Origin of the sequence: Thermomonospora umbrina (genome assembly GCF_003386555.1) — a bacterium.
GTDB classification, from domain to species: Bacteria; Actinomycetota; Actinomycetes; order Streptosporangiales; family Streptosporangiaceae; genus Thermomonospora; species Thermomonospora umbrina.
This window is the reverse complement of record NZ_QTTT01000001.1, coordinates 5,570,501-5,589,410: the sequence shown is the minus strand read 5'-3', so window position 1 is coordinate 5,589,410 and position 18,910 is coordinate 5,570,501. Positions and strand designations below refer to the sequence as shown.

The 18,910-nt window shown below is 73.6% G+C and carries 20 protein-coding genes and 1 riboswitch; of the genes, 12 read left to right on the top strand and 8 right to left on the bottom strand.

The genetic code is table 11. The features are described 5' to 3' along the window. Positions 1-597: a GNAT family N-acetyltransferase gene (locus DFJ69_RS25010; RefSeq protein WP_245974564.1), complete on the top strand. Its 597-nt coding sequence runs from the start codon at positions 1-3 to the stop codon at positions 595-597. Here the strand turns inward: DFJ69_RS25010 and metF are convergent. Continuing rightward, entirely contained in the window at positions 583-1,503 is a 921-nt protein-coding gene (metF, locus tag DFJ69_RS25005; RefSeq protein WP_116024858.1) for a methylenetetrahydrofolate reductase [NAD(P)H], read from the bottom strand. The genes DFJ69_RS25010 and metF overlap by 15 nt on opposite strands. Beyond that, positions 1,504-2,883 (bottom strand): acyltransferase family protein, encoded by a 1,380-nt coding sequence (locus DFJ69_RS25000; protein WP_211328732.1) that lies wholly within the window; start codon positions 2,881-2,883, stop codon positions 1,504-1,506. A 99-nt stretch (positions 2,884-2,982) separates the two neighbouring features. Here DFJ69_RS25000 and DFJ69_RS24995 point away from each other — a divergent pair, with 99 nt between their 5' ends. The 3 genes from DFJ69_RS24995 (at position 2,983) to DFJ69_RS24985 (ending at position 5,709) form a co-directional block, all read left to right on the top strand. Beyond that, positions 2,983-4,044, top strand: coding sequence for a polyprenyl synthetase family protein (locus DFJ69_RS24995; RefSeq protein WP_116024857.1), 1,062 nt, complete (start codon positions 2,983-2,985; stop codon positions 4,042-4,044). A 99-nt stretch (positions 4,045-4,143) separates the two neighbouring features. Continuing rightward, positions 4,144-4,686: a carboxymuconolactone decarboxylase family protein gene (locus tag DFJ69_RS24990; protein ID WP_116024856.1), complete on the top strand. Its 543-nt coding sequence runs from the start codon at positions 4,144-4,146 to the stop codon at positions 4,684-4,686. A 96-nt stretch (positions 4,687-4,782) separates the two neighbouring features. Next, a complete protein-coding gene (locus DFJ69_RS24985; protein ID WP_116024855.1) occupies positions 4,783-5,709 on the top strand; it encodes a serine/threonine-protein kinase in 927 nt (308 codons plus the stop codon). Between the two features lie 21 nt (positions 5,710-5,730). Here the strand turns inward: DFJ69_RS24985 and DFJ69_RS34470 are convergent, their stop codons facing one another. The 4 genes from DFJ69_RS34470 to DFJ69_RS24970 are packed head-to-tail and all read right to left on the bottom strand — an operon-like array spanning position 5,731 to position 8,271. After that, a complete protein-coding gene (locus tag DFJ69_RS34470; protein WP_170177772.1) occupies positions 5,731-5,892 on the bottom strand; it encodes a hypothetical protein in 162 nt (53 codons plus the stop codon). Between the two features lie 49 nt (positions 5,893-5,941). Then, positions 5,942-6,622, bottom strand: coding sequence for a thiamine phosphate synthase (thiE, locus tag DFJ69_RS24980; protein ID WP_116024854.1), 681 nt, complete (start codon positions 6,620-6,622; stop codon positions 5,942-5,944). A 40-nt stretch (positions 6,623-6,662) separates the two neighbouring features. Continuing rightward, positions 6,663-7,037: an Rv2175c family DNA-binding protein gene (locus DFJ69_RS24975; RefSeq protein WP_116026886.1), complete on the bottom strand. Its 375-nt coding sequence runs from the start codon at positions 7,035-7,037 to the stop codon at positions 6,663-6,665. A gap of 46 nt (positions 7,038-7,083) precedes the next feature. After that, positions 7,084-8,271 (bottom strand): NAD(P)/FAD-dependent oxidoreductase, encoded by a 1,188-nt coding sequence (locus DFJ69_RS24970; RefSeq protein ID WP_116024853.1) that lies wholly within the window; start codon positions 8,269-8,271, stop codon positions 7,084-7,086. Between the two features lie 79 nt (positions 8,272-8,350). Next, a riboswitch (TPP riboswitch) is annotated at positions 8,351-8,464 on the top strand. On the opposite strand from DFJ69_RS24970, the gene thiO reads away from it, so the two are divergent. The 5 genes from thiO to DFJ69_RS24945 all read left to right on the top strand — a co-directional run bounded on the left by thiO (position 8,456) and on the right by DFJ69_RS24945 (position 13,547). Further along, positions 8,456-9,604: a glycine oxidase ThiO gene (gene thiO / locus DFJ69_RS24965; RefSeq protein ID WP_116026885.1), complete on the top strand. Its 1,149-nt coding sequence runs from the start codon at positions 8,456-8,458 to the stop codon at positions 9,602-9,604. (Overlaps the previous riboswitch by 9 nt.) After that, a complete protein-coding gene (gene thiS, locus DFJ69_RS24960; protein WP_116024852.1) occupies positions 9,601-9,801 on the top strand; it encodes a sulfur carrier protein ThiS in 201 nt (66 codons plus the stop codon). Before thiO ends, thiS begins: the two co-directional genes overlap by 4 nt. Then, positions 9,798-10,613: a thiazole synthase gene (locus DFJ69_RS24955; protein ID WP_116024851.1), complete on the top strand. Its 816-nt coding sequence runs from the start codon at positions 9,798-9,800 to the stop codon at positions 10,611-10,613. The genes thiS and DFJ69_RS24955 overlap by 4 nt, the downstream gene beginning before the upstream one ends. 36 nt (positions 10,614-10,649) lie before the next feature. Continuing rightward, complete coding sequence (gene pknB, locus DFJ69_RS24950) at positions 10,650-12,629, top strand: Stk1 family PASTA domain-containing Ser/Thr kinase (protein ID WP_116024850.1); 1,980 nt, start codon at positions 10,650-10,652, stop codon at positions 12,627-12,629. 57 nt (positions 12,630-12,686) lie between these two features. Then, positions 12,687-13,547, top strand: coding sequence for a deoxyribonuclease IV (locus DFJ69_RS24945; protein ID WP_116024849.1), 861 nt, complete (start codon positions 12,687-12,689; stop codon positions 13,545-13,547). Between the two features lie 329 nt (positions 13,548-13,876). Here the strand turns inward: DFJ69_RS24945 and DFJ69_RS24940 are convergent, their stop codons facing one another. Together DFJ69_RS24940 and DFJ69_RS24935 are read right to left on the bottom strand one after the other, a co-directional pair. Further along, complete coding sequence (locus DFJ69_RS24940; RefSeq protein WP_116024848.1) at positions 13,877-14,638, bottom strand: LytR/AlgR family response regulator transcription factor; 762 nt, start codon at positions 14,636-14,638, stop codon at positions 13,877-13,879. Positions 14,639-14,727: 89 nt separating this feature from the next. Then, positions 14,728-15,351 carry a sulfite oxidase-like oxidoreductase gene (locus DFJ69_RS24935; RefSeq protein WP_116024847.1) on the bottom strand — a complete coding sequence of 208 codons (624 nt, stop codon included), beginning with the start codon at positions 15,349-15,351 and terminating at the stop codon, positions 14,728-14,730. Between the two features lie 239 nt (positions 15,352-15,590). Between DFJ69_RS24935 and aroF the strand changes: the two genes are divergently transcribed. From aroF to DFJ69_RS24920, 3 genes are all read left to right on the top strand, one after another. Then, the gene (gene aroF, locus DFJ69_RS24930) at positions 15,591-16,634 is read left to right on the top strand and encodes a 3-deoxy-7-phosphoheptulonate synthase (RefSeq protein ID WP_116026884.1); all 1,044 of its coding nucleotides are present in this window, start codon (positions 15,591-15,593) and stop codon (positions 16,632-16,634) included. Positions 16,635-16,851: 217 nt separating this feature from the next. Then, a complete protein-coding gene (locus tag DFJ69_RS24925; protein ID WP_116024846.1) occupies positions 16,852-17,799 on the top strand; it encodes a DMT family transporter in 948 nt (315 codons plus the stop codon). A 123-nt stretch (positions 17,800-17,922) separates the two neighbouring features. After that, positions 17,923-18,846 (top strand): DUF5954 family protein, encoded by a 924-nt coding sequence (locus DFJ69_RS24920; protein WP_147312406.1) that lies wholly within the window; start codon positions 17,923-17,925, stop codon positions 18,844-18,846. Positions 18,847-18,910 lie beyond the last annotated feature (64 nt).

The window sequence follows — 18,910 nt, the reverse complement described above, 5'->3', positions numbered from 1 at the left end:
GTGGAGGACCGTGAACCGCCCAGCCTGCGCGAGATCGACCACCGGGTCTTCCTACGGCGTCTGGGTTCGCTGCTGGACGTCTACGCGGCGGCGATGAGCCCGCCGGTCGAGCAGCTCGCCGGCCGGTACGCGATCATGGAACGGCACGCCGACCATCCGGGGTTCCGGGCGTTCGTGGCCGAGTCCCGCCGCTCGTTCCTGCGGGGCGGCCGGATCCACGGCTTCGCGTACGGCTTCCACGGCGCGCCGGGCCAGTGGTGGCACGACGTCGTCCGTCACGCGCTGGCCGAACGCGGCGACGCCGAGGAGTGGCTGTCGGACGCCTTCGAGGTCGCCGAGCTGCACGTGGACCCCGCCCACCAGCACCGGGGCGTCGGCCGGGGCCTGCTGTCCGCGCTGTGCGGAGGCCGCCCGGAGCGGACCGTGGTGCTGTCGACGCTGGACCTGCGGCCGGACACGCCCGCGCGGCGGCTCTACCGCTCGGTGGGCCTGGTCGACCTGTTGACCGGCTTCGACTTCCCCGGCGGCGGCCCCCCGTACGCCGTGATGGGCGGGCGACTGCCGCTCGGGCCCCCGGATCCGTCAGACGGTCAGTGAGGCCGACCGGGGCTCGACGTTCAGCAGCCCGTACACCTCGCGCGTGGCGGGCGACTGGTTGAACGTGATGAAGTGGATGCCCGGGGCGTCCTGGTCGAGCAGCTCCTGACACAGCTCGGCGGCGTGCTCCACGCCGAGCCGCCGCACCGCCTCCGGGTCGTCGGCGACGGCCTCGAAACGGGCCGCGACCTCCGGCGGGAACGGCGCGCCCGACAACTGCTCGGACCGTTCGATGGTGCTGATCTTGGTGACCGGCATGATGCCCGGGATGATCGGGATGTCGCAGCCCGCCGCCGCGACCCGGTCGCGCAGCCGGAAGTAGTCCTCGGCGCGGAAGAACATCTGGGTGATCGCGTAGTCGGCCCCGGCCCGGCACTTGGCGACGAAGTGGCGGGTGTCGTCCTCGATGCCGGCCGACCGCGGGTGCTTGTACGGGAAGGCCGCCACACCCACGCAGAAGTCGCCGTAGGAGCGGATCATCCGCACCAGCTCGCCGGCGTACTCGACCCCCTGGGGGTGCTTGACCCATTCCCCCATCGGGTCGCCGGGCGGGTCGCCGCGCAGCGCCAGGATGTTCCGCACGCCGACGCCGGCGAACCGCCCGATGAGGTGCCGCAGCTCGGCGGTGGAGTGGTTGACCGCCGTGAAGTGCGCCACCGGGGTGAGCGTGGTGTCGGTGGCGATCCGCTCGACGATGTCGACGGTCTTGTCCCGCGTGCCGCCGCCCGCGCCGTACGTCACCGACACGAACGTGGGCCGCAGGGCCTCCAGGTGGCGGATGGTGCGCCACAGGCTCTGCATGCCCTTGTCCGTCTTGGGCGGGAAGAACTCGAACGAGAACGACTTCTCCCCGACGGCGAGCAGCTCGCGGATCGTGGGCGCGCGGTCAGGCATCACGGGACGCATTCACCCAAGGGTAGTGGCATCCGCTTTCCGCGTCTCTGCCCCGTCGCGCGTCCACAGGCCCAGGAGCGCCGCACCGGCGACCAGCAGGGCCAAAGAGCGCAGCGGCGTCACCGGCAGTGCGATCAGCGTCGCGCTGCGTCCCGCCAGCGCCCCTCCGAATCCGACCGTGGACAGCCCCAGCACCCCGATCAGGCACAGGACCATCCCGGTGACGCCGCGGGCCGTCCCGTACGAGCGCGGCGCGAGCCGGCGGGGCCGGTCGGCCCGGCGGAACACCGCGACCAGCCCGGCGGTGACCAGAACCAGGATCCCGATCCAGGCCGGCCGCAGCAGCCACCAGGTCGCATCCCCCACGGGCGGCTGCGTGAGGCCGAGGGCCAGTTGCACGGCGCAGACCAGGAACAGCGCCGTGAGGTGCCAGAGGAAGGCGGTCATGGCCAGCCCGTTGGCCGCGATCACCGCGATCCAGACGCGGGGGCGGGCCAACAGCCGCGTGACCGGTCCGCGCAGCAGCATCGCGAGGCCGATCAGCCACAGCCCGTGGGCGAACAGCGCCAGGGTGGGCGGCGACATGTTGGAGATCTTCGCGCCCGGCATCCCCACCATGGACAACGGGTACGGGCCGTACGCGATCAGCGCGAGCATCGCCGTGACCCCGCCCGCCGTCAGCGCCCGGACCGTGCGGCGGCCCAGCCTGCCGTCGGCGTAGAAGAACCCCAACTGGTGCACCGCCAGCCACACCAGGAGCAGGTTGAGGGGGGCGATGGCGTCGACGCCGTACCGGAACCTGAGCACGTCCACCGCCACGACGCCCGCGCCCAGCGCCACCGGCACCGCGACTCCGTGCGCGCGGTGCATCCGCCACATGAGCGGCGCGAACGCCACCACGCCCAGGTAGACGCCGATGAACCAGAGCGGCTGGGCGACCATCCGCGTGACCAGCCTGAGCACGCCCCCGTCCCGGCCCGCGAGTTCGATGAGAACCGCGACGGACGACCACACCCCGGCGAACACGGCGGTCGGGATCAGCAGCCGCGCGGCCCTTCCCCGGACGAAGGAGGCGTAGGAGGGCGCGCGTCGCAGCGCGGTGGCGTGCGAGAAGCCGCCCACGAAGAAGAACAGCGGCATCACCTGCAGCAACCAGGTCAGCGGCTGCAGGGAAGGCATGATCGCCAGCGCGTTCCCGGCCCGCACTCGGCCGTCGGGGCCGGTGGCGAGCACCGCCATCAGCCAGTGACCGGCCACCACCGTCGCCAGGGAGAAGACCCGCAGGAGGTCGACGTAGCGGTCCCGGTCCCGTGGGGTCCGCGCCGCAAGGTCGGCGGCCGAGGGGCGGCGGCCGGGCGCGGGCGCCGGGGCCGCCTCGATCATCGTGCTCATGGGAACCAGCATCGGCGCGCCCGGCCGCGCCGTCATGAGCGGTCGTACTCAGCCCGACCTGGGTACGTACACCCGATTCCGGTTCACTATGGTGAGCGCATGTCCGCCGGCCGCATTCGCAAGGAGATCGACCACGCGCTGCTGACCTTCGTCGATCGGCAGCGTCCCGGCATGCTCGCGATCGGCGACGACCTCCGCCCCCTGCTCTCGGCGCTGGACGCGCTGCTGGCCGGGGGCAAGCGACTGCGCCCCGCGTTCTGCTACTGGGGCTGGCGGGCCGCCGGCGGCGAGGACATCGCTGCGGCGCGGGGCATCGCGGTCGCCGCGGCCTCGCTGGAGCTGCTGCAGGCCAGCGCGCTGGTCCACGACGACGTCATGGACGCCAGCGACACCCGCCGGGGCCGCCCGTCGGCGCACCGCCGGTTCGAGGCCGTCCACCGCGAGCAGGGCTGGCGGGGGGCGTCGGCGTCGTTCGGGGAGGGCGCGGCGATCCTGCTCGGCGACCTGTGCCTGGCCTGGTCGGCGGAGATGTTCGACGCCAGCGGGCTCGACCCGGAGCCGCTGCGCCGGGGCCGCGAGGTGTTCGACCTGATGCGCACCGAGGTCATCTGCGGCCAGTACCTGGACATGCTGGAGAGCGCGCGCGGCGCCGGTTCGGTCGAGACGGCGCTGAACGTGGTGGAGTTCAAGAGCGCCAAGTACACCATCGAACGGCCTCTCCACATGGGCGCCGAGCTGGCCGGCGCCACCCCCGAGACGGTGGCCGCGCTGCGGGCGTACGGGCTGCCGCTGGGCATCGCGTTCCAGCTCCGCGACGACGTCCTCGGCGTCTTCGGCGACCCGGCCGAGACCGGCAAGCCCGCGGGCGACGACCTGCGCGAGGGCAAGCGCACCGTGCTGGTCGCCCTCGCCCTGGAACGGGCCACCCCGGCGCAGGCCGAGACCGTGGAGCGGGGGCTCGGCGACACCGCGCTGACCGCCGACGGGGTGGCCGAGCTGCGGTCGATCATCGAGGAGACCGGGGCGCTCGACGCCTGCGAGGCCATGATCGACCGGTACACCGCGCGGGCGCGGGACGCGCTGGCGGCCGCCGCGGTGGCCCCGGACGCCCGGGAGGCGCTGGGCGACCTGGCCGTCGCCGCCACCGCACGCAGCGTCTGATCCCCTTCTCGGACGCCGGCCCTCGAAATCCTGGCGGAATGTGGCCAATCGCCGCACCATGGCTGGAATTCTCCCGGTATTTGGGGCAGAAATAGCGCCATGCCTCAGCAGACTCCGCACGCAGCACAGACACCGCGCCTCGCGCCGCTGGACGAGGCGGCCTGGGACGACGTCCTCAAGGGCGTCGTCGCCGTCACCGGCCCCCTCAACATCTTCACCACCCTGGGCCGGCATTCCGAACTGTTCCGGGCGTGGATCGGTCTCGGGTCGATGATGCTGCTCGGCGGAACGCTGGGCCCGCGGATCCGGGAGCTGGCGATCCTGCGGGTGGCGCACAACAGCGGCTGCGCGTACGAATGGGACCACCATGTGCGCATCGGCCGCGACGCGGGGCTGACCGAGGTGGAGATCGGCGCGCTGGCCGGGGACCTGGACGCGCACGCCTGGACCTCGGAGGACTGGGCGGTCGTGGCCGCCGCCGACGAGCTGCACGCCACCTCGACGCTGAGCGACGCCGTGTGGTCCGCCCTGGCCAAGCGCCTCGACGAGCGCGCGCTGATCGAGCTGGTCATGCTGATCGGCCACTACCAGATGCTCGCGTACGCCCTCAACGCCCTGCGCGTCCAGCCGGACGCCGACTGATCCGCGGCACGACCCGGCCGGTTGTCGTCGCACGTCCGGGCCCGGCGCGGTACAAATAAGGCGATCTTTGCCCGTATCTGCGCACCGGAGCGTGCAGTGCAGCCCGAAACGGTCACCCTGGGGCCCGACGATCCCCGCCGCCTCGGCGGATACGTCCTGCTGGGCCGGCTCGGCGAGGGCGGCCAGGGCGTCGTCTACCTCGGCCGGGACGCCGACGGCGGGTTGGTCACCGTCAAGCTGCTGCGCGGCGGCCGGGCGGCGGGGCAGCGCGCCCGCAGCCGGTTCGTCAAGGAGGCCGCCGCCGCCCGCCAGGTCGAGGGGCCGCACACCGCCCGGGTGCTCGCCGCCAAGGTGACCGGCGACCGGCCCTACATCGTCAGCGAGTACGTGCAGGGGCCGTCCCTGCAGCAGGTCGTCGCCGACCGCGGCCCGCTGCCCGAGGAGCGGCTGCACAAGATCGCGCTGCGCACCGCCCGGGCGCTGGCCGCGATCCACCGGGCCGGGGTGGTGCACCGCGACTTCAAGCCGGGCAACGTGCTGCTGGCCAAGGGCGGCGCCAAGGTCATCGACTTCGGCGTCGCCCGCGCGCTGGACAGCACCACCATCACCACCGGGCCCGTCGGCACCCCCGCCTACATGGCCCCCGAGCAGATCGAGGACGAGCCGGTGGGCCCGCCCGCCGACGTGTTCGCCTGGGCCGCGGCCATGGTGTTCGCGGCCACCGGACGCCCGCCTTTCGGGACGGGGCCCAACGCGGCCGTGATGCGGCGGGTGGCCTCGCGGCGGCCCAACCTCGGGGACATGGAGGGGCCGCTGCGCGATCTGGTGGTCCGCTGCCTGGACAAGAACCCGGCCGCCCGGCCCACCGCGCCGCAGCTCATCCGGGCCCTGCGGGAGGGCCGTCCGCCGGCCGTCGAGCCGAGGCCGTCGGGCATCCCCCGCTACCGGTGGCGCATGATGGTCGCCCTGGCCGTGGTGATCACCGCGGGCTTCACCGCCGGGGTGCTGTTCCCCACCGGGTGAGCCGGGCCGGTCGTGGGCCGGTCACCAGTGCGGCGGGCGGTCCTCCAGCAGGCGGGAGTCGTCGTCGCCGGCGCGCCACTCGCCCCAGCCCGCGTCCGTGTCGTCCGCGGTCTGGTCGGGCAGGATGTCGATGTCGTCGTCGACCAGGTCGACGGGCCTGTCCTCGTCAGGGCTGATCGTCATGCACACCATTGTCGGTCATCGCGGGAGAACGATCGACCAACCCCCGCCGTCAGCCCGGTGACGCGTCGCGCAGTCGCCGCGCCAGCTCCGCGGCGGCGGCCCCCGGGTCGGCGGCCTCGGTGACGGCCCGCACCACCACGACCCGGCGCGCACCGGTGGCGAGCACCTCGTCGAGGGTGCCCGCGTCGATGCCGCCGATCGCGAACCAGGGCCGCCCGCTCGGCAGCCCGGCGGCGTGCTCCAGCAGCGCGGGCCCCGGCGCGGCCCGCCCCGGCTTGGTCGGGGTCGGCCAGACCGGCCCGGCGCAGAAGTAGTCCACGCCGGGCTGGACGGAGGCCGCCGAGGCCTGATCGTCGGAATGGGTGGAGCGGCCGATCAGGACGTCCTCCCCCACGATCCGGCGGGCGTGCGGCACCGGAAGGTCGTCCTGACCCAGGTGCAGCACGTCCGCGTGGACCGCCTGCGCCACGTCCGCGCGGTCGTTGACCGCCAGCAGCGCCCCGTGCCGGTCGCACGCCTCCCGGAAGACCTCCAGGAACGCCATCTCCCGCCGCGCCTCCAGGCCCTTCTGCCGGAGCTGGACGATGTCCACCCCGGCGGCCAGCACCGCGTCCAGGAACTCCGGCAGGTCGCCCCGCCGCTCCCTGGCGTCGGTGCACAGGTAGAGCCGGGACCGTTCGAGCCGGGTCCGCAGGGCGACGGCGCGATCGGACGGCAGGTGCGTGGTCACGGAGGGGGACGCCTTTCCACGGCCGCCGGGGAACGGCCGGTCAGAACGCCAGCGCCTGGGCGCGGCGGCGGATCTCGGTCCCCCGGTTCTCGGCGAGGGCCTGAACGGGGGTGCCGGGCAGCGTGTCGTCCGCGGTGAACAGCCACCGCAGGGTCTCCACGGTGTCATAGCCCGCGTCCGACAGCAGCGTCAGGGTGCCGGGGAGGCCCTTGACCACCTGACCGTCGCGGATGAACGCGGCCGGGATCATGAGGGACCCGGCGCGCTGGACGCCGAGGACCTTGTGGTCGCGGACGAGTTGCTTGGTCCTGCTGAGGTTGAGGCCCAGCCTCTCGGCCGCCTCAGGGAGCGTGACCCACTCTCCGACGAGGGCGTCGGTGTGAGCGTCGAGCGTGCTGTCAACTGTGGCTTGCATCTGCGTCACGCCCCCTGCCTACCACGTCCGCACAATTCTGAAACCCTCAGGTGAGAACGGCATCGCGGAGCGGTATGCCCGGATCCGCCACGGAATCGGCGTCCACCGGGGTGCCCGTGGCGATGATCCGGCGGCCCTGCAGCAGGTCACGGGGACGGTCGACGGTGAGGAGCGCCTCCAGCCGGTCGCCGGTCAGCCAGCACGCCGCCCACCCCGGGCCGTCCGGGTCGCCGCGATAGATCATCCGCTCCCCGGCGGGATGATGGCCGGCGTACTGCACCATCCGGCCGAACTGCTCGGACCAGAAGTACGGGACCGCCTCGTACACGGCGTCCGCCCCCAGCAGCGCCGCCGCGGCGACGTCGGGGCCGTTCAGCGCGGCGTCCCAGTGCTCGACCAGCAGCCTGCGGCCGTACCGGCGGGACCACCAGGCGGCGCAGTCCCCGACGGCCACGACGCCGGGGGCGGAGGCGCGCAGCGAGGCGTCGGTCACCACACCGCCGTCGAGGCGCAGTCCGGAGCCCTCCAGCCAGCCCAGCACGGGCCGGACGCCGACGCCCACGACGACCTCGTCGGCGTCGATCCGGCCGCCGTCGGCCAGCGTGAGCCCGCCGGGCTCGACCGCCGCGACCCTCACGCCGGTCCGCAGCTCGACACCCGCCTCGGCGTACCAGCGGGCGGTGCGACCGCCGATCAGGGTGCCGACCGCGTTCGCCAGGGGCGTGTCGGCGGCCTCCACGACGGTGACCGCGCAGCCCCGCCTCGCGGCGGCGGTGGCGACCTCGGCGCCGATCCAGCCGGCGCCCACGATGACGACCCGGGCGCCCTCGCGCAGGCCGGCGCGCAGGGACCGGGCGTCCTCGACGGTCCGCAGCACGCGCTGCGGACCCGTGCCGGGGAGCGTGATCGGGGCCGCCCCGGTCGCGATCACCAGCCCGTCGAACGGCAGGTCGCCGCCGTCGGTGGCCACGATCCCGCCTCCGCCGGGGTCCAGTCGAAGCCCGGTGGCCCGCCGGCCCGGCAGCCACTCGCAGCGCAGCGCCGCCCAGTCGGTGTCGAAGGTGGTGTCGTCGATGTCGCCCACCAGGAGCGCCTTGGACAGCGGCGGGCGGTCGTAGGGCCGGTGCAGCTCGGCCGAGACGAGCGTCAGCGCGCCCTCGTACCCCTTGGCCCGCAGAGCCTCCACGGAGCGGATCCCGGCCAGCCCGCCGCCCACCACGATGACGCGATCCATGGAGGCCAACCTTAGTCGCCGGGTGCGGTCGCGCCCCGGGCGGGAGAACGCGGACGGAGCGCGCCCGCATAGGCTAGGAGGCGACGGGCGCGGGAGTCCGGTGCGACCGGACTGAGAGGGCGGCTGATCGGGCCGCCGACCGCCAAGACCTGATCCGGATCATGCCGGCGAAGGGAGCATGCCGATGCCCACCCCGCACGGGGCCCCCGACGTGGTGATCATCGGGGCGGGGGTGATCGGGTCGGCCATCGCGTGGCGGGCGGCGACCCGGGGCCTGCGCGTCACGGTGATCGACCCCGATCCCGCGAGCGGCGCGTCCCATGTCGCGGCGGGGATGCTCACCCCCGTCAGCGAGCTGACGTACGGCGAGGAGCCTTTGCTGCACCTCGGCATCGCCTCCCGCGATCGCTACGCCTCGTTCGTCGCCGAGCTGGAGGACGCGTCCGGGCTCGAGACCGGGTACCGCTCCGACGGCATCCTGGAGGTCGCGTTCGACACGGACGACCTGGCGTTCCTCGACGATCTGCGGCGCTTCCAGGAGTCGCTGGGCATCACGACCGAGGCACTGAACGGCCGCGAGTGCCGCCGCCTGGAGCCGATGCTGGCGCCCTCGGTGCGCGGCGGGCTGCTGGCCCCCCGGGACGGCTCCGTCGACCCCCGCCGACTGACCGCCGCGCTGCTGGCCGCCTGCCGGAACGAGGGCGTACGACTCGTCCGGGAGCGGGCCGCGGGCGTGATCGTCGAGCACGACACCGCGGTCGGCGTACGGCTGGACGACGGCGGCGAGGTGCGGGCCGCCAAGGTGGTGCTGGCGGCGGGCGCCTGGAGCAACGACCTGGCCGGGCTGCCCGAGGGGGCGGTCCCCGAGGTGCGGCCGGTCAAGGGCCAGGTGGTGCGCCTGCGCACCCGCGTGCCGTTCCTCCGTCGGACGACGCGGGGCGTGGTGCGGGGCTCGTCGATCTATCTGGTGCCCCGGGCGGACGGGGAGATCGTCGTCGGCGCCACCCAGGAGGAGATGGGCTTCGACACGACGGTCACCGCCGGGGGGCTGTGGCAGTTGCTGCGGGACGCCAGGGAGCTGCTGCCCGGCATCACCGAGCTGGAGTTCGTCGAGGTCTCCGCCGGGCTGCGGCCCGGGTCGCCGGACAACGCCCCCGTTCTGGGGGCCGGTGCGCTGGACGGGCTGTTCCTGGCCTCCGGCCACTTCCGCAACGGGGTGCTGCTCACCCCGATCACCGCCGACGTGATGGCGGAGATCCTGGCGGACGGCACCGTGCCCGAGGTGGCCGCGCCGTTCGCCCCGGGACGATTCGGCGTGGAGGCGAGGGCGTGAGGGTCACGGTCAACGGGCGGCCGCGCGAGCTGCCGGAGGGGACCACGGTCGCGGCCGTGGTCGCGGCGGTCACCGAGGCCGCGGCCGGCGTCGCGGTGGCGGTCAACGACGAGGTGGTCAGCCGTGGCGCGTGGGACGCCACGACCGTGCGGGATCTGGACCGGGTCGAGGTGCTGACCGCCGTGCAGGGAGGATGAGGGTGACGGACACGACGGCCGACGACCCGCTGGTGATCGCGGGAGAGACGTTCGGCTCACGGTTGATCATGGGGACCGGCGGCGCCCCGAGCATGCGGGTGCTGGAGGAGGCGCTGACCGCCTCCGGGACCGAGCTGACCACGGTGGCGATGCGACGGGTCGACCCGTCCGCCCGCGGCTCGGTGCTGGACGTGCTGGGCCGCTGCGGGATCCGGGTGCTGCCCAACACGGCCGGCTGCTTCACCGCCGGGGAGGCGGTGCTGACCGCCAAGCTGGCCCGCGAGGCCCTCGGCACCGCCTGGGTCAAGCTGGAGGTGATCGCCGACGAGCACACCCTGCTGCCGGACCCGATCGAGCTGGTGGAGGCGGCCGAGCAGTTGGTGGACGACGGGTTCACGGTGCTGCCGTACACCAACGACGACCCGGTGCTGGCGCGGCGGCTGGAGCAGATCGGCTGCGCCGCGGTGATGCCGCTGGGCTCCCCCATCGGCTCGGGGCTGGGCATCCGCAACCCGCACAACATCGAGCTGATCGTGGAGCGGGCGGGGGTCCCGGTGATCCTGGACGCCGGGCTCGGCACCGCCAGCGACGCGGCGCTCGCCATGGAGCTGGGCTGCGACGCCGTGCTGCTGGCCACCGCCGTCACGAGGGCGCAGTCGCCCGCGACGATGGCGGCGGCGATGCGGCACGCGGTCGAGGCGGGGCGGCTGGCGCGGCTCGCGGGGCGCATCCCCAGGCGACGCCTCGCCCAAGCGTCGTCCCCGTGGGAGGGAATCGGCACCGGATCGGACGGAGTTACCTCTGCGGAGTGATGAGACCCTGGCCAAAACGCCCGTAGACTCCCTCTGATGGACACGACGGTTGCCGATCCACTCGTCGGGCAGGTGCTCGACGGGCGCTACCGCATTGAGTCCCGGATCGCCCGCGGCGGGATGGCCACGGTGTACGTGGCCCGCGACGTCAAGCTCGACCGCGAGATCGCGCTCAAGGTGATGCACGCGGGGCTCGCCCAGGACGAGGACTTCGTCCGGCGCTTCATCGGCGAGGCCAAGGCCGCGGCGGGCCTGTCGCACCCCAACGTGGTGGCGGTGTACGACCAGGGCACCGACGGCCAGCACGTCTTCCTCGCGATGGAGTACGTGCGGGGCCGGACCCTGCGCGCGCTGCTGACCGAGCGCGGCCGGCTGGGCCCCCGCGAGGCGCTGGAGATCATGCAGCCGGTGCTGGCGGCGCTGGCCGCCGCGCACCGGGCCGGGCTGGTGCACCGGGACGTCAAGCCGGAGAACGTGCTGCTGGCCGACGACGGGCAGGCCAAGGTCGCCGACTTCGGGCTGGCCCGGGCCGAGACCGCAGGCAAGCAGACCAAGACCGGCCTGATCATCGGCACCGTGGGGTATCTGGCGCCCGAGCAGGTCCTCACCGGTCACGCCGATGTGCGGTCCGACGTCTACGCGGCCGGGATCATGCTGTTCGAGCTGCTGACCGGGCGGCAGCCGCACCAGGGCGACACCCCGCTGGCGGTCGCCTACAAGCACGTCAACGACGTCGTCCCGCCGCCCTCGGACGTGGTCCCGGGGCTGCCGGAGCGGGTCGACACCCTGGTGACCCTGGCGACCAGCCACGACGCGGCCCGCCGCCCGCAGGACGCGGGCCGGTTCCTGGCCGCGGTGGCCGACGTGGCCGCCGGGCTCCCCCGCGACATCGACGAACGGGTCGCGCACGGGGCGCACGCCGCCACGTCCGTGCTTCCCATGCCCGCCCCGACGACCCCGGTCGGCCCGGGCCACACCCGGGTGCTGGGCCCCGAGATGGAGCCACCGGGCCCCCCGCCGCACCAGCCCCGGCACCACCCTGCGCCCGAGGTCCCTCGCCCCACCGCGATGGACCGGCTGATCGGCGCGGTCACCAGTCGGTACGTGCTGATCGCGGTCGGCGCGCTGGCGGCGGTGATCCTGGGCTGGGCGGTCTGGTATCAGGCGGCCGGGCAGTACCAACACGTCCCCGACACGATCATCGGCATGACCCTGGAGGACGCCAAGCGGGAGTTGGCCGCCGACGGCGTCCCGGTGCAGGTCGCCGAGCCCGTCTTCAGCGACAAGATCGCCAAGGGCCGGGTCACCCGCACCGATCCCGCCCCCGGCTCGCGGATCGCCCAGGGCGAGACCGTCACCCTGGTCCCGTCCAAGGGTCGCCAACCGGTGGACGTGCCCGACACGACCGGGCGCTCGCTCGACGACGCGAAGAAGATCCTCGCCGAGGCCGGCTTCCGGGCCGGCGAGGTGACCCGCGAGGGGTCCCACACCGTGCCGCGCGACATGGTCATCCGGACCAACCCCCGGGCGGGCCGCGAGCTGACCCCCGACGAGCCGGTCGACATCGTCCTCAGCTCGGGGATCTCGATGCCGAGCCTGGTGAACACCAACGCCCGTCAGGCCGAGAATCGGCTCCGCGCCCTGGGCCTGGACGTCAAGGTCGAGAGGCAGGACGTCGGCGACCGCCCGCGCGGCATCGTGCTCAGCCAGGACCCGCCCCCCGGGACCGCCGTCTCCCGCGGCGACAAGGTGAGCCTGGTGGTCAACAAGAAGGACTGCGGCTTCCTCGGTGACTTCAACCCGTTCTGCCGTGACGACGAGGGCGGCGGCGGCGACGGCGCCCTGCCGGTGCCCAACGTCGTCGGCCGGGACGTCGCCGAGGCGCAGCGGATCCTGGAGGGCGCCGGGTTCGAGGTCGACGTCAAGCGCCAGGTCGGGTTCAACCGGGTCCTCCGGCAGGAGCCGGGGTCCGGGGACGGCGCGCCGCGCGGCTCCAAGGTCAAGATCTGGCACTGACCGGGGCTCCTCCCACCGGCCTGACCTGCGGTGAGGGCGCACTAGGCTGAGAAACCTATGAGCGCCGCACACAGCCCCGTCGGGGGGCACGTCCCGGTCGCCGGAGGACCGGCCACCGGAGGGTTGAAGTACGCCGGGCAGATCGACGCGGAGGTCGTGCAGATCTTCGTGTCCAACCCGCGCGGCTGGGCGATGACCGCCGGGAAACCGGACGAGGACGCCAAGCTGCGGGAGGGCGAACTGCCCGTCTTCGTGCACGCCAACTACCTGATCAACGTCGGCTCGCCCAGCCCCGAGACGCTGGAGAGGTCGCTGGCCTCGATCCGGCACGCCCTCGAACGCGGGCGCGCCGTCGGGGCGGGCGGGGTCGTCGTCCACACCGGCTCGTCGGTCACCCAGTCGTACGAGGACGCGATGCGGCAGGTGCACGAGCATCTGCTGCCGGTGCTGGAGGAGATCCCCGACGACGGCCCGCCGCTGCTGCTGGAGCCGATGGCCGGGCAGGCCAACATGTTGTGCGCCACCGTGCAGCAGCTCGGCCCGTACTTCGAGGCCCTGGAGCACCACCCGAGGCTGGGCGTCTGCCTGGACACCTGCCACGCCTGGGCCGCCGGGCACGACCTGACCGCGCCGAACGGCGTCCGGGAGACGATGGACGCCCTGGTGGAGACGGTGGGCGAGGGCCGGCTCAAGCTGATCCACGCCAACGACTCCAAGGACCCGTGCGGGTCGGGCCGGGACCGGCACGAGAACATCGGCGCGGGGAAGCTGGGCGAGGCGCCGTTCGCGGAGCTGTTCCGCCATCCGGCGGCGCGGGGCGTGCCGTTCGTCATCGAGACCCCCGGCCGCGCCCCGGAACCGCATCTCAAGGACGTGGAGACGCTCAAGCGCCTGCGCGACGCACCGCCCGAGTCCTGAGACCCCGGGCCCGTCGCCCCCCGGAACCGCGAAAACGCTCAGGCGCTGCTGGACAACCCCCCGACTGTCCAGCAGCGCCCGAGCTTCCGCCGGCGGATCCCACCCCCCCGGTACGGGATCCGCGGCTGACCCGGGTGGGCGGCGGAACGAGTCCGCGTCCTGCGCCCGGGTCTCCTTTGTCGTCTTGTGAGGCGGCGACACTCAGAACGTTAGAGGAGCGCGACGCCGTGCGGGGCCGATGACGACCCTCCCTCGACCAACGGTCCGTAACTGTCGACATACGTAGAGTAGTCAGCGGACGAACGGCCGATGGGGCGCGACCAACGGTCTCACTCGTTCCTGAACCGGCGCACCAGCAGGTCCCGCACCTGGCGGGCGTGCCGCCGGCTGACCTGCAGGACGTCCTCCCCCACCTGCACGGACACCCGGCCGCCGTCGAACCGCAGCTCGGAGACGTGCGCCGCGGAGACCAGGGTGCTGCGGTGGATGCGGATGAACCCGACCGGCTCCCAGCGCCGGGCCAGCGACACCAGCGACATGCGGACCAGGTAACTGTCGTCGGCGGTGTGCATCCGCACGTAGTCGCCCTGGGCCTCCACGTACCGCACCGAGCCCCGGGAGACCATCCGGGTCCGCCCGCCCAGTTCGACGGGGACCTGCTCGTCCTCCGGCGCGGCGACGTCCTCCGCCGGCTCGCCGGGCGGCGGGGTCCGGTGCACCGCCTCGTCCACCCGGCGGACGGCCTCGGCCAGCCGCTCCGGGCGCACGGGCTTGAGGAGGTAGTCCACGGCCCCCACCTCGTACGCGGCGACCGCGTAGTCGTCGGAGGAGGTCACGAACACCACCGCCGGGGGCTCGGCCAGTCCGCTCAGCAGACGGGTGAAGTCCAAGCCGTCCAGGCCCGGCAGCGGGATGTCCAGGAAGACGGCGTCCGGGCGCCGCCCCTCGGCGACCATGCGCCCCAGGTCCCGCATCGCCCCGGCCGCGTCGCGGGCCGTGGTGACCTGCCCGACCCTGGGGTCGGCCCGCAGCAGGCAGGCAAGCTCCTCGACCGCGGGGACCTCGTCGTCGACCGCCAGCACACGTAGCATGACAGGACCATGCCCCTAATTACTGTGCGTCCGCAATCCATTCCGGTGTGCAAGCGCGATGTGTCGGGCCGACACGGCGGACACCCGGGTCACAGGGGCGGCGACTCGCCCTCGTCCTCCTGGTACGAGTAGCGCTGCTCCCGCCACGGGTCGGCGACGTTGTGGTAGCCGCGTTCCTCCCAGAACCCGCGCCGGTCCTTGACCAGATACTCGACGCCGCGCGTCCACTTGACGCTCTTCCACGCGTACAGGTGCGGCACGACCAGCCGCACGGGGAAGCCGTGGTCGGCGCTGATCCGCTCGCCGTCGCGGAACAGGGCGAACATGGTCGCGTCGCCGAGGAAGTCCGACATCCGGATGTTGGCGCTGTAGCCGTAGTCGGCCCACACCATGACATGCGTGACGTCCGGGTGGGGCGGTGCCAACTCCACGATCGTGGACCCCGAGACGCCCTCCCAGAGGTTGCCGGGGATGGTGAACTTGGTGACGCAGTGGAAGTCGGCCACGGCCCGCGTCCTCGGGAGACGCTCGAACTCCTCCCAGGACCAGATGTGCTGCTCACCCGACGCCGTCGCGCCGAACACCCGGAAGTCCCAGTCCCGGGGACGGAACTTGGGCACCGGGCCGTAGTGCAGGACGGGCCAGCCACGGGGAACGTACTGTCCGGGCGGCAGGGCCCCTGCTTCTGGGGGCTGTTCCGATGGGGAGGACATGACGCGCTCATCCTGCCACCTCCGTGACCTGAGCCATACTCGGCCCCTCCCCGCCGACCCACCGCGACGCATGCTCTAGGCTGTGCTCCATGCGCGACGCTCGATGGAGCTTCTTTTATGACCGGCCCGGGAGACGGGTGACGGTCCTAACGGCGTTGCGCTGACAGACCTCACATGAAGCCCCGGGCACCAGCGGCCCGGGGCTTTTCATGTTCGCGGACAACCGAGGAGAGCAGCAGATGGTCATCGTGATGGGGCCTGAGGCCACCGAGACGGACATCGCCTCCGTCGTCTCACTGGTCGAGACGGCGGGAGGTGAGGCGTTCGTCAGCCGCGGGGTGGCCCGCACCATCGTCGGTCTGGTGGGCGACGTCCAGCAGTTCGGCTCACTGAACCTGCGGAGCCTTCCCGGAGTCCGGGACGTCATCCGGATCTCGGTGCCGTACAAGCTGGTCAGCCGGGAGAACCACCCCGAGCGCTCGGTGGTGCGGGTCGGCGGCGTGCCGATCGGGCCGGGCACCATGACCCTCATCGCGGGGCCCTGCGCGGTGGAGACGCCGGAGCAGACCCTCCAGGCCGCCCAGATGGCCAAGGCGGCGGGCGCGACCCTGCTGCGCGGCGGCGCGTTCAAGCCCCGCACCTCGCCGTACGCGTTCCAGGGGCTGGGCGAGAAGGGCCTGCGGATCCTGGCGGACGTGCGCGAGGAGACCGGGTTGCCGATCGTCACCGAGGTGGTGGACGCGCACGACGTCGAGTTGGTCGCCTCGTATGCGGACATGTTGCAGATCGGGACCCGCAACGCGCAGAACTTCGCGCTACTGCAGGCCGCCGGCGACGTGGGCAAGCCGGTGATGCTCAAGCGCGGCATGAGCGGCACCATCGAGGAGTGGCTGATGGCCGCCGAGTACGTGGCGCAGCGCGGCAACCTCGACATCGTGCTGTGCGAGCGCGGCATCCGCACGTTCGAGAAGGCCACCCGGAACACGCTGGACATCTCGGCGGTGCCGGTGGCGCAGCGGCTGTCGCACCTGCCGGTGATCGTGGACCCGTCGCACTCCGGCGGCCGCCGCGACCTGGTGCTGCCGCTGACCAAGGCGGCGATCGCGATCGGCGCCGACGGGGTCATCATCGACGTGCACCCGCACCCCGAGACGGCGCTGTGCGACGGCCCGCAGGCGCTGGTGGACGGCGATCTGCGGGAGCTGGCCCGGCTGGTGCGCGACCTGCCGCCGATCTTCGACCGGGCCCTCACCGAGGCCCCGGACGCCCTGGCGGCGGGGTAGCACCGCCCGTGGAGGCGCGGTGGTCCCCCTGGGCCACCGCGCTGGTAGGGTCGCGAACCATGGCGTATTGGACGGCGCAACTCGGACCTCCCCGCTCCTGACCGGGGTGCGGCTCCAGCGGTCCTCTCTTCTCGGCCCGGCGTAGAACGCCCGGCCGTCTTCAAGCGCGCCCCGGAACCGGATCATCTTCCCGATTCGAGTTCAGGAGTCCTTTCGCGTGTCCACACGCCTCATCGAATCCCCCGGCTCCGCCGTGCCCAGTGGGCGGCGGGGCACCGGAAGCGCGGACATCCTGCTGGCGGCGTCCCTGTGGGGGACGACCGGCACCGTCCGTACCCTGGCCCCCTCCGGGGCCGATCCCGTGTCCGTCGGCGCCGCCCGGATCGTCCTCGGCGGCGCCGTCCTCTTGGCCGTGGCGGCCCTGATCCGCGGGCGGGACGGTTCCTCGGCCCGCGGTGAGGGGCTGCGGCGGCTGTTGTCGCAGCGCCGTCGCTGGTGGCTGCTCGCCTTCGGCGCGGTGTGCGCGGCGGTCTACCAGTGCGCGTTCTTCGCCGCGGTGGCCCGGACCGGCGTCGCCACCGGCACCGTCGTCACGATCGGCAGCGCTCCGGCGTTCACCGGGCTGATCGCCCTGATGACGCGGGGGCCCCGGCCCTCGTGGCGGTGGACGGTGGCGACGGCGTGCGCGGTGGTCGGATGCGCCGCCCTGGTCGGCGGCGGACGGTCGGCGGGTGTCGAGCCCTTCGGCGTCGCGCTCGCCCTGCTGTCCGGCCTGGCCTACGCCGTGTACGCCACGATCGCGTCCCACCTCATCTCTCGCGGCGAAGACGACCGTGCGGTCGCCGCGACGCTGTTCGGGCTGGCGGCGGTGCTGTTGCTGCCGGTGCTGGTCGCCGGGTCTCCGGGCTGGCTGCTCAGTCCCTCCGGGGCGCTGGTCACCGCGTACCTCGGGGTGATCACCACCGCCGGGGCGTACCTGCTGTACGCGCGGGGGTTGCGCGGCACGCCGGTGACGACGGCGACGACGCTCACGCTGGCCGAACCGGCCGTGGCGGCGGTGCTGGGACTGCTCGTCCTGGACGAACGGCTCGGCGGTGTCGCCCTGGCGGGTCTGGGTCTGCTGTCGGTCGGGCTGGTGCTGCTGATCCTGGCCGGCCGCCGGTAGGCCGACGGGCGGGGCCGCACGGCGATCCGGCCGTGCGGCCCCTCACCCCGGTCAAGGAATTCAGTCGCCGAAAGTGGTGTGAACCACTCGCGCGCGCTCACCGGGCCGAGGAAGATGCTGCGCATGACTATCGGCGATGGGGATGCCGGCGGCCGGCTCTTCCCGGAAGACCTGGACGCCGTGGATCCGGTGAGCGCGGTGATGCTGGCGGACGCCCGCCGCTCGCTGACGGCCTACCCCGACCTGGTGGTGGCCGGTCCGCTGTTCGCCGGGGCCGAGCAGGTCCCGGGCGGCTGGCAGGTGCTGTGCCCGACCGATCCGACCCCGCGCGGGGCCCGCGAGCTGCTGGCGGCGCATCTGCGCAACCGCGGGGCGATGGGGGGCCCGGGCGCCCGGGAGTTCGGCCGCGCGGCGCTCCGGCTGGAGGAGGACTCCCTCGACGAGCTGACCGTGCTGGCCCGCCGGTTCCGGATCGTGCGGATCGAGCAGTTGATGCGCACCGGCGCCGACGGCCCCGAGCCGCCGCGCCCCACCGACAACGACCCGCGGCGGTCCCGACCGGGCCCGCGGACCCGACCCCGGCCGCTGGACTTCATCGCGGACCCGGCCATGGACGCCGACGGCGCGGCCGACATCCTGACCGCCGAGCTGCTGTGCCAGTACCTGGACGAGGCGGCCCGGATCGGCTCGGAGCCGGGCGAGCCGTTCCTGGCCCCGGTGCAGCTCTCCCCCATGTTCACGGTGGCGGAGCGGACGGGTGAGCTGTGGCGTCCGGGGGCCCGGCTGTACGGGCTGCCGCAGGAGGCCCGGGACTCGCTGGCCACCTACTTCCGGCACGTGGTGCCCGCCGTGGAGCAGCCGGACGCGGTGGAGCTGGCCGAGTACGCCGAGGCGGCCGACCTGATGGTCGACCGCCACCGGCGCAACGGCATCGTGGCGGCCGGTCGGCGCTTCCGGGTCATCCGCGTGGAGCGGATGGCCCTGGTGGGGCCGGACGGGCCGGAGACCCCGCGCCCGGGCGACGGAGAGACCCCCGGCACGGCCTGACCGCCCCGCCTCCCCGTCACCGGCCCCGAACGGCGGCTGTGCTCGGACAGGCGAGGCGGCGGGG

Bases quoted from the DNA above. Each gene is read 5' to 3' on its own strand.
- metF (WP_116024858.1), bottom strand. From the start codon at position 1,503: ATGCGTCCCGTGATGCCTGACCGCGCGCCCACGATCCGCGAGCTGCTC.
- DFJ69_RS25000 (WP_211328732.1), bottom strand. From the start codon at position 2,883: ATGAGCACGATGATCGAGGCGGCCCCGGCGCCCGCGCCCGGCCGCCGC.
- DFJ69_RS24995 (WP_116024857.1), top strand. From the start codon at position 2,983: ATGTCCGCCGGCCGCATTCGCAAGGAGATCGACCACGCGCTGCTGACC.
- DFJ69_RS24990 (WP_116024856.1), top strand. From the start codon at position 4,144: ATGCCTCAGCAGACTCCGCACGCAGCACAGACACCGCGCCTCGCGCCG.
- DFJ69_RS34470 (WP_170177772.1), bottom strand. From the start codon at position 5,892: ATGACGATCAGCCCTGACGAGGACAGGCCCGTCGACCTGGTCGACGAC.
- DFJ69_RS24975 (WP_116026886.1), bottom strand. From the start codon at position 7,037: ATGCAAGCCACAGTTGACAGCACGCTCGACGCTCACACCGACGCCCTC.
- DFJ69_RS24970 (WP_116024853.1), bottom strand. From the start codon at position 8,271: ATGGATCGCGTCATCGTGGTGGGCGGCGGGCTGGCCGGGATCCGCTCC.
- thiO (WP_116026885.1), top strand. From the start codon at position 8,456: ATGCCCACCCCGCACGGGGCCCCCGACGTGGTGATCATCGGGGCGGGG.
- DFJ69_RS24955 (WP_116024851.1), top strand. From the start codon at position 9,798: ATGAGGGTGACGGACACGACGGCCGACGACCCGCTGGTGATCGCGGGA.
- pknB (WP_116024850.1), top strand. From the start codon at position 10,650: ATGGACACGACGGTTGCCGATCCACTCGTCGGGCAGGTGCTCGACGGG.
- DFJ69_RS24945 (WP_116024849.1), top strand. From the start codon at position 12,687: ATGAGCGCCGCACACAGCCCCGTCGGGGGGCACGTCCCGGTCGCCGGA.
- DFJ69_RS24940 (WP_116024848.1), bottom strand. From the start codon at position 14,638: ATGCTACGTGTGCTGGCGGTCGACGACGAGGTCCCCGCGGTCGAGGAG.
- DFJ69_RS24935 (WP_116024847.1), bottom strand. From the start codon at position 15,351: ATGTCCTCCCCATCGGAACAGCCCCCAGAAGCAGGGGCCCTGCCGCCC.
- aroF (WP_116026884.1), top strand. From the start codon at position 15,591: ATGGTCATCGTGATGGGGCCTGAGGCCACCGAGACGGACATCGCCTCC.
- DFJ69_RS24920 (WP_147312406.1), top strand. From the start codon at position 17,923: ATGACTATCGGCGATGGGGATGCCGGCGGCCGGCTCTTCCCGGAAGAC.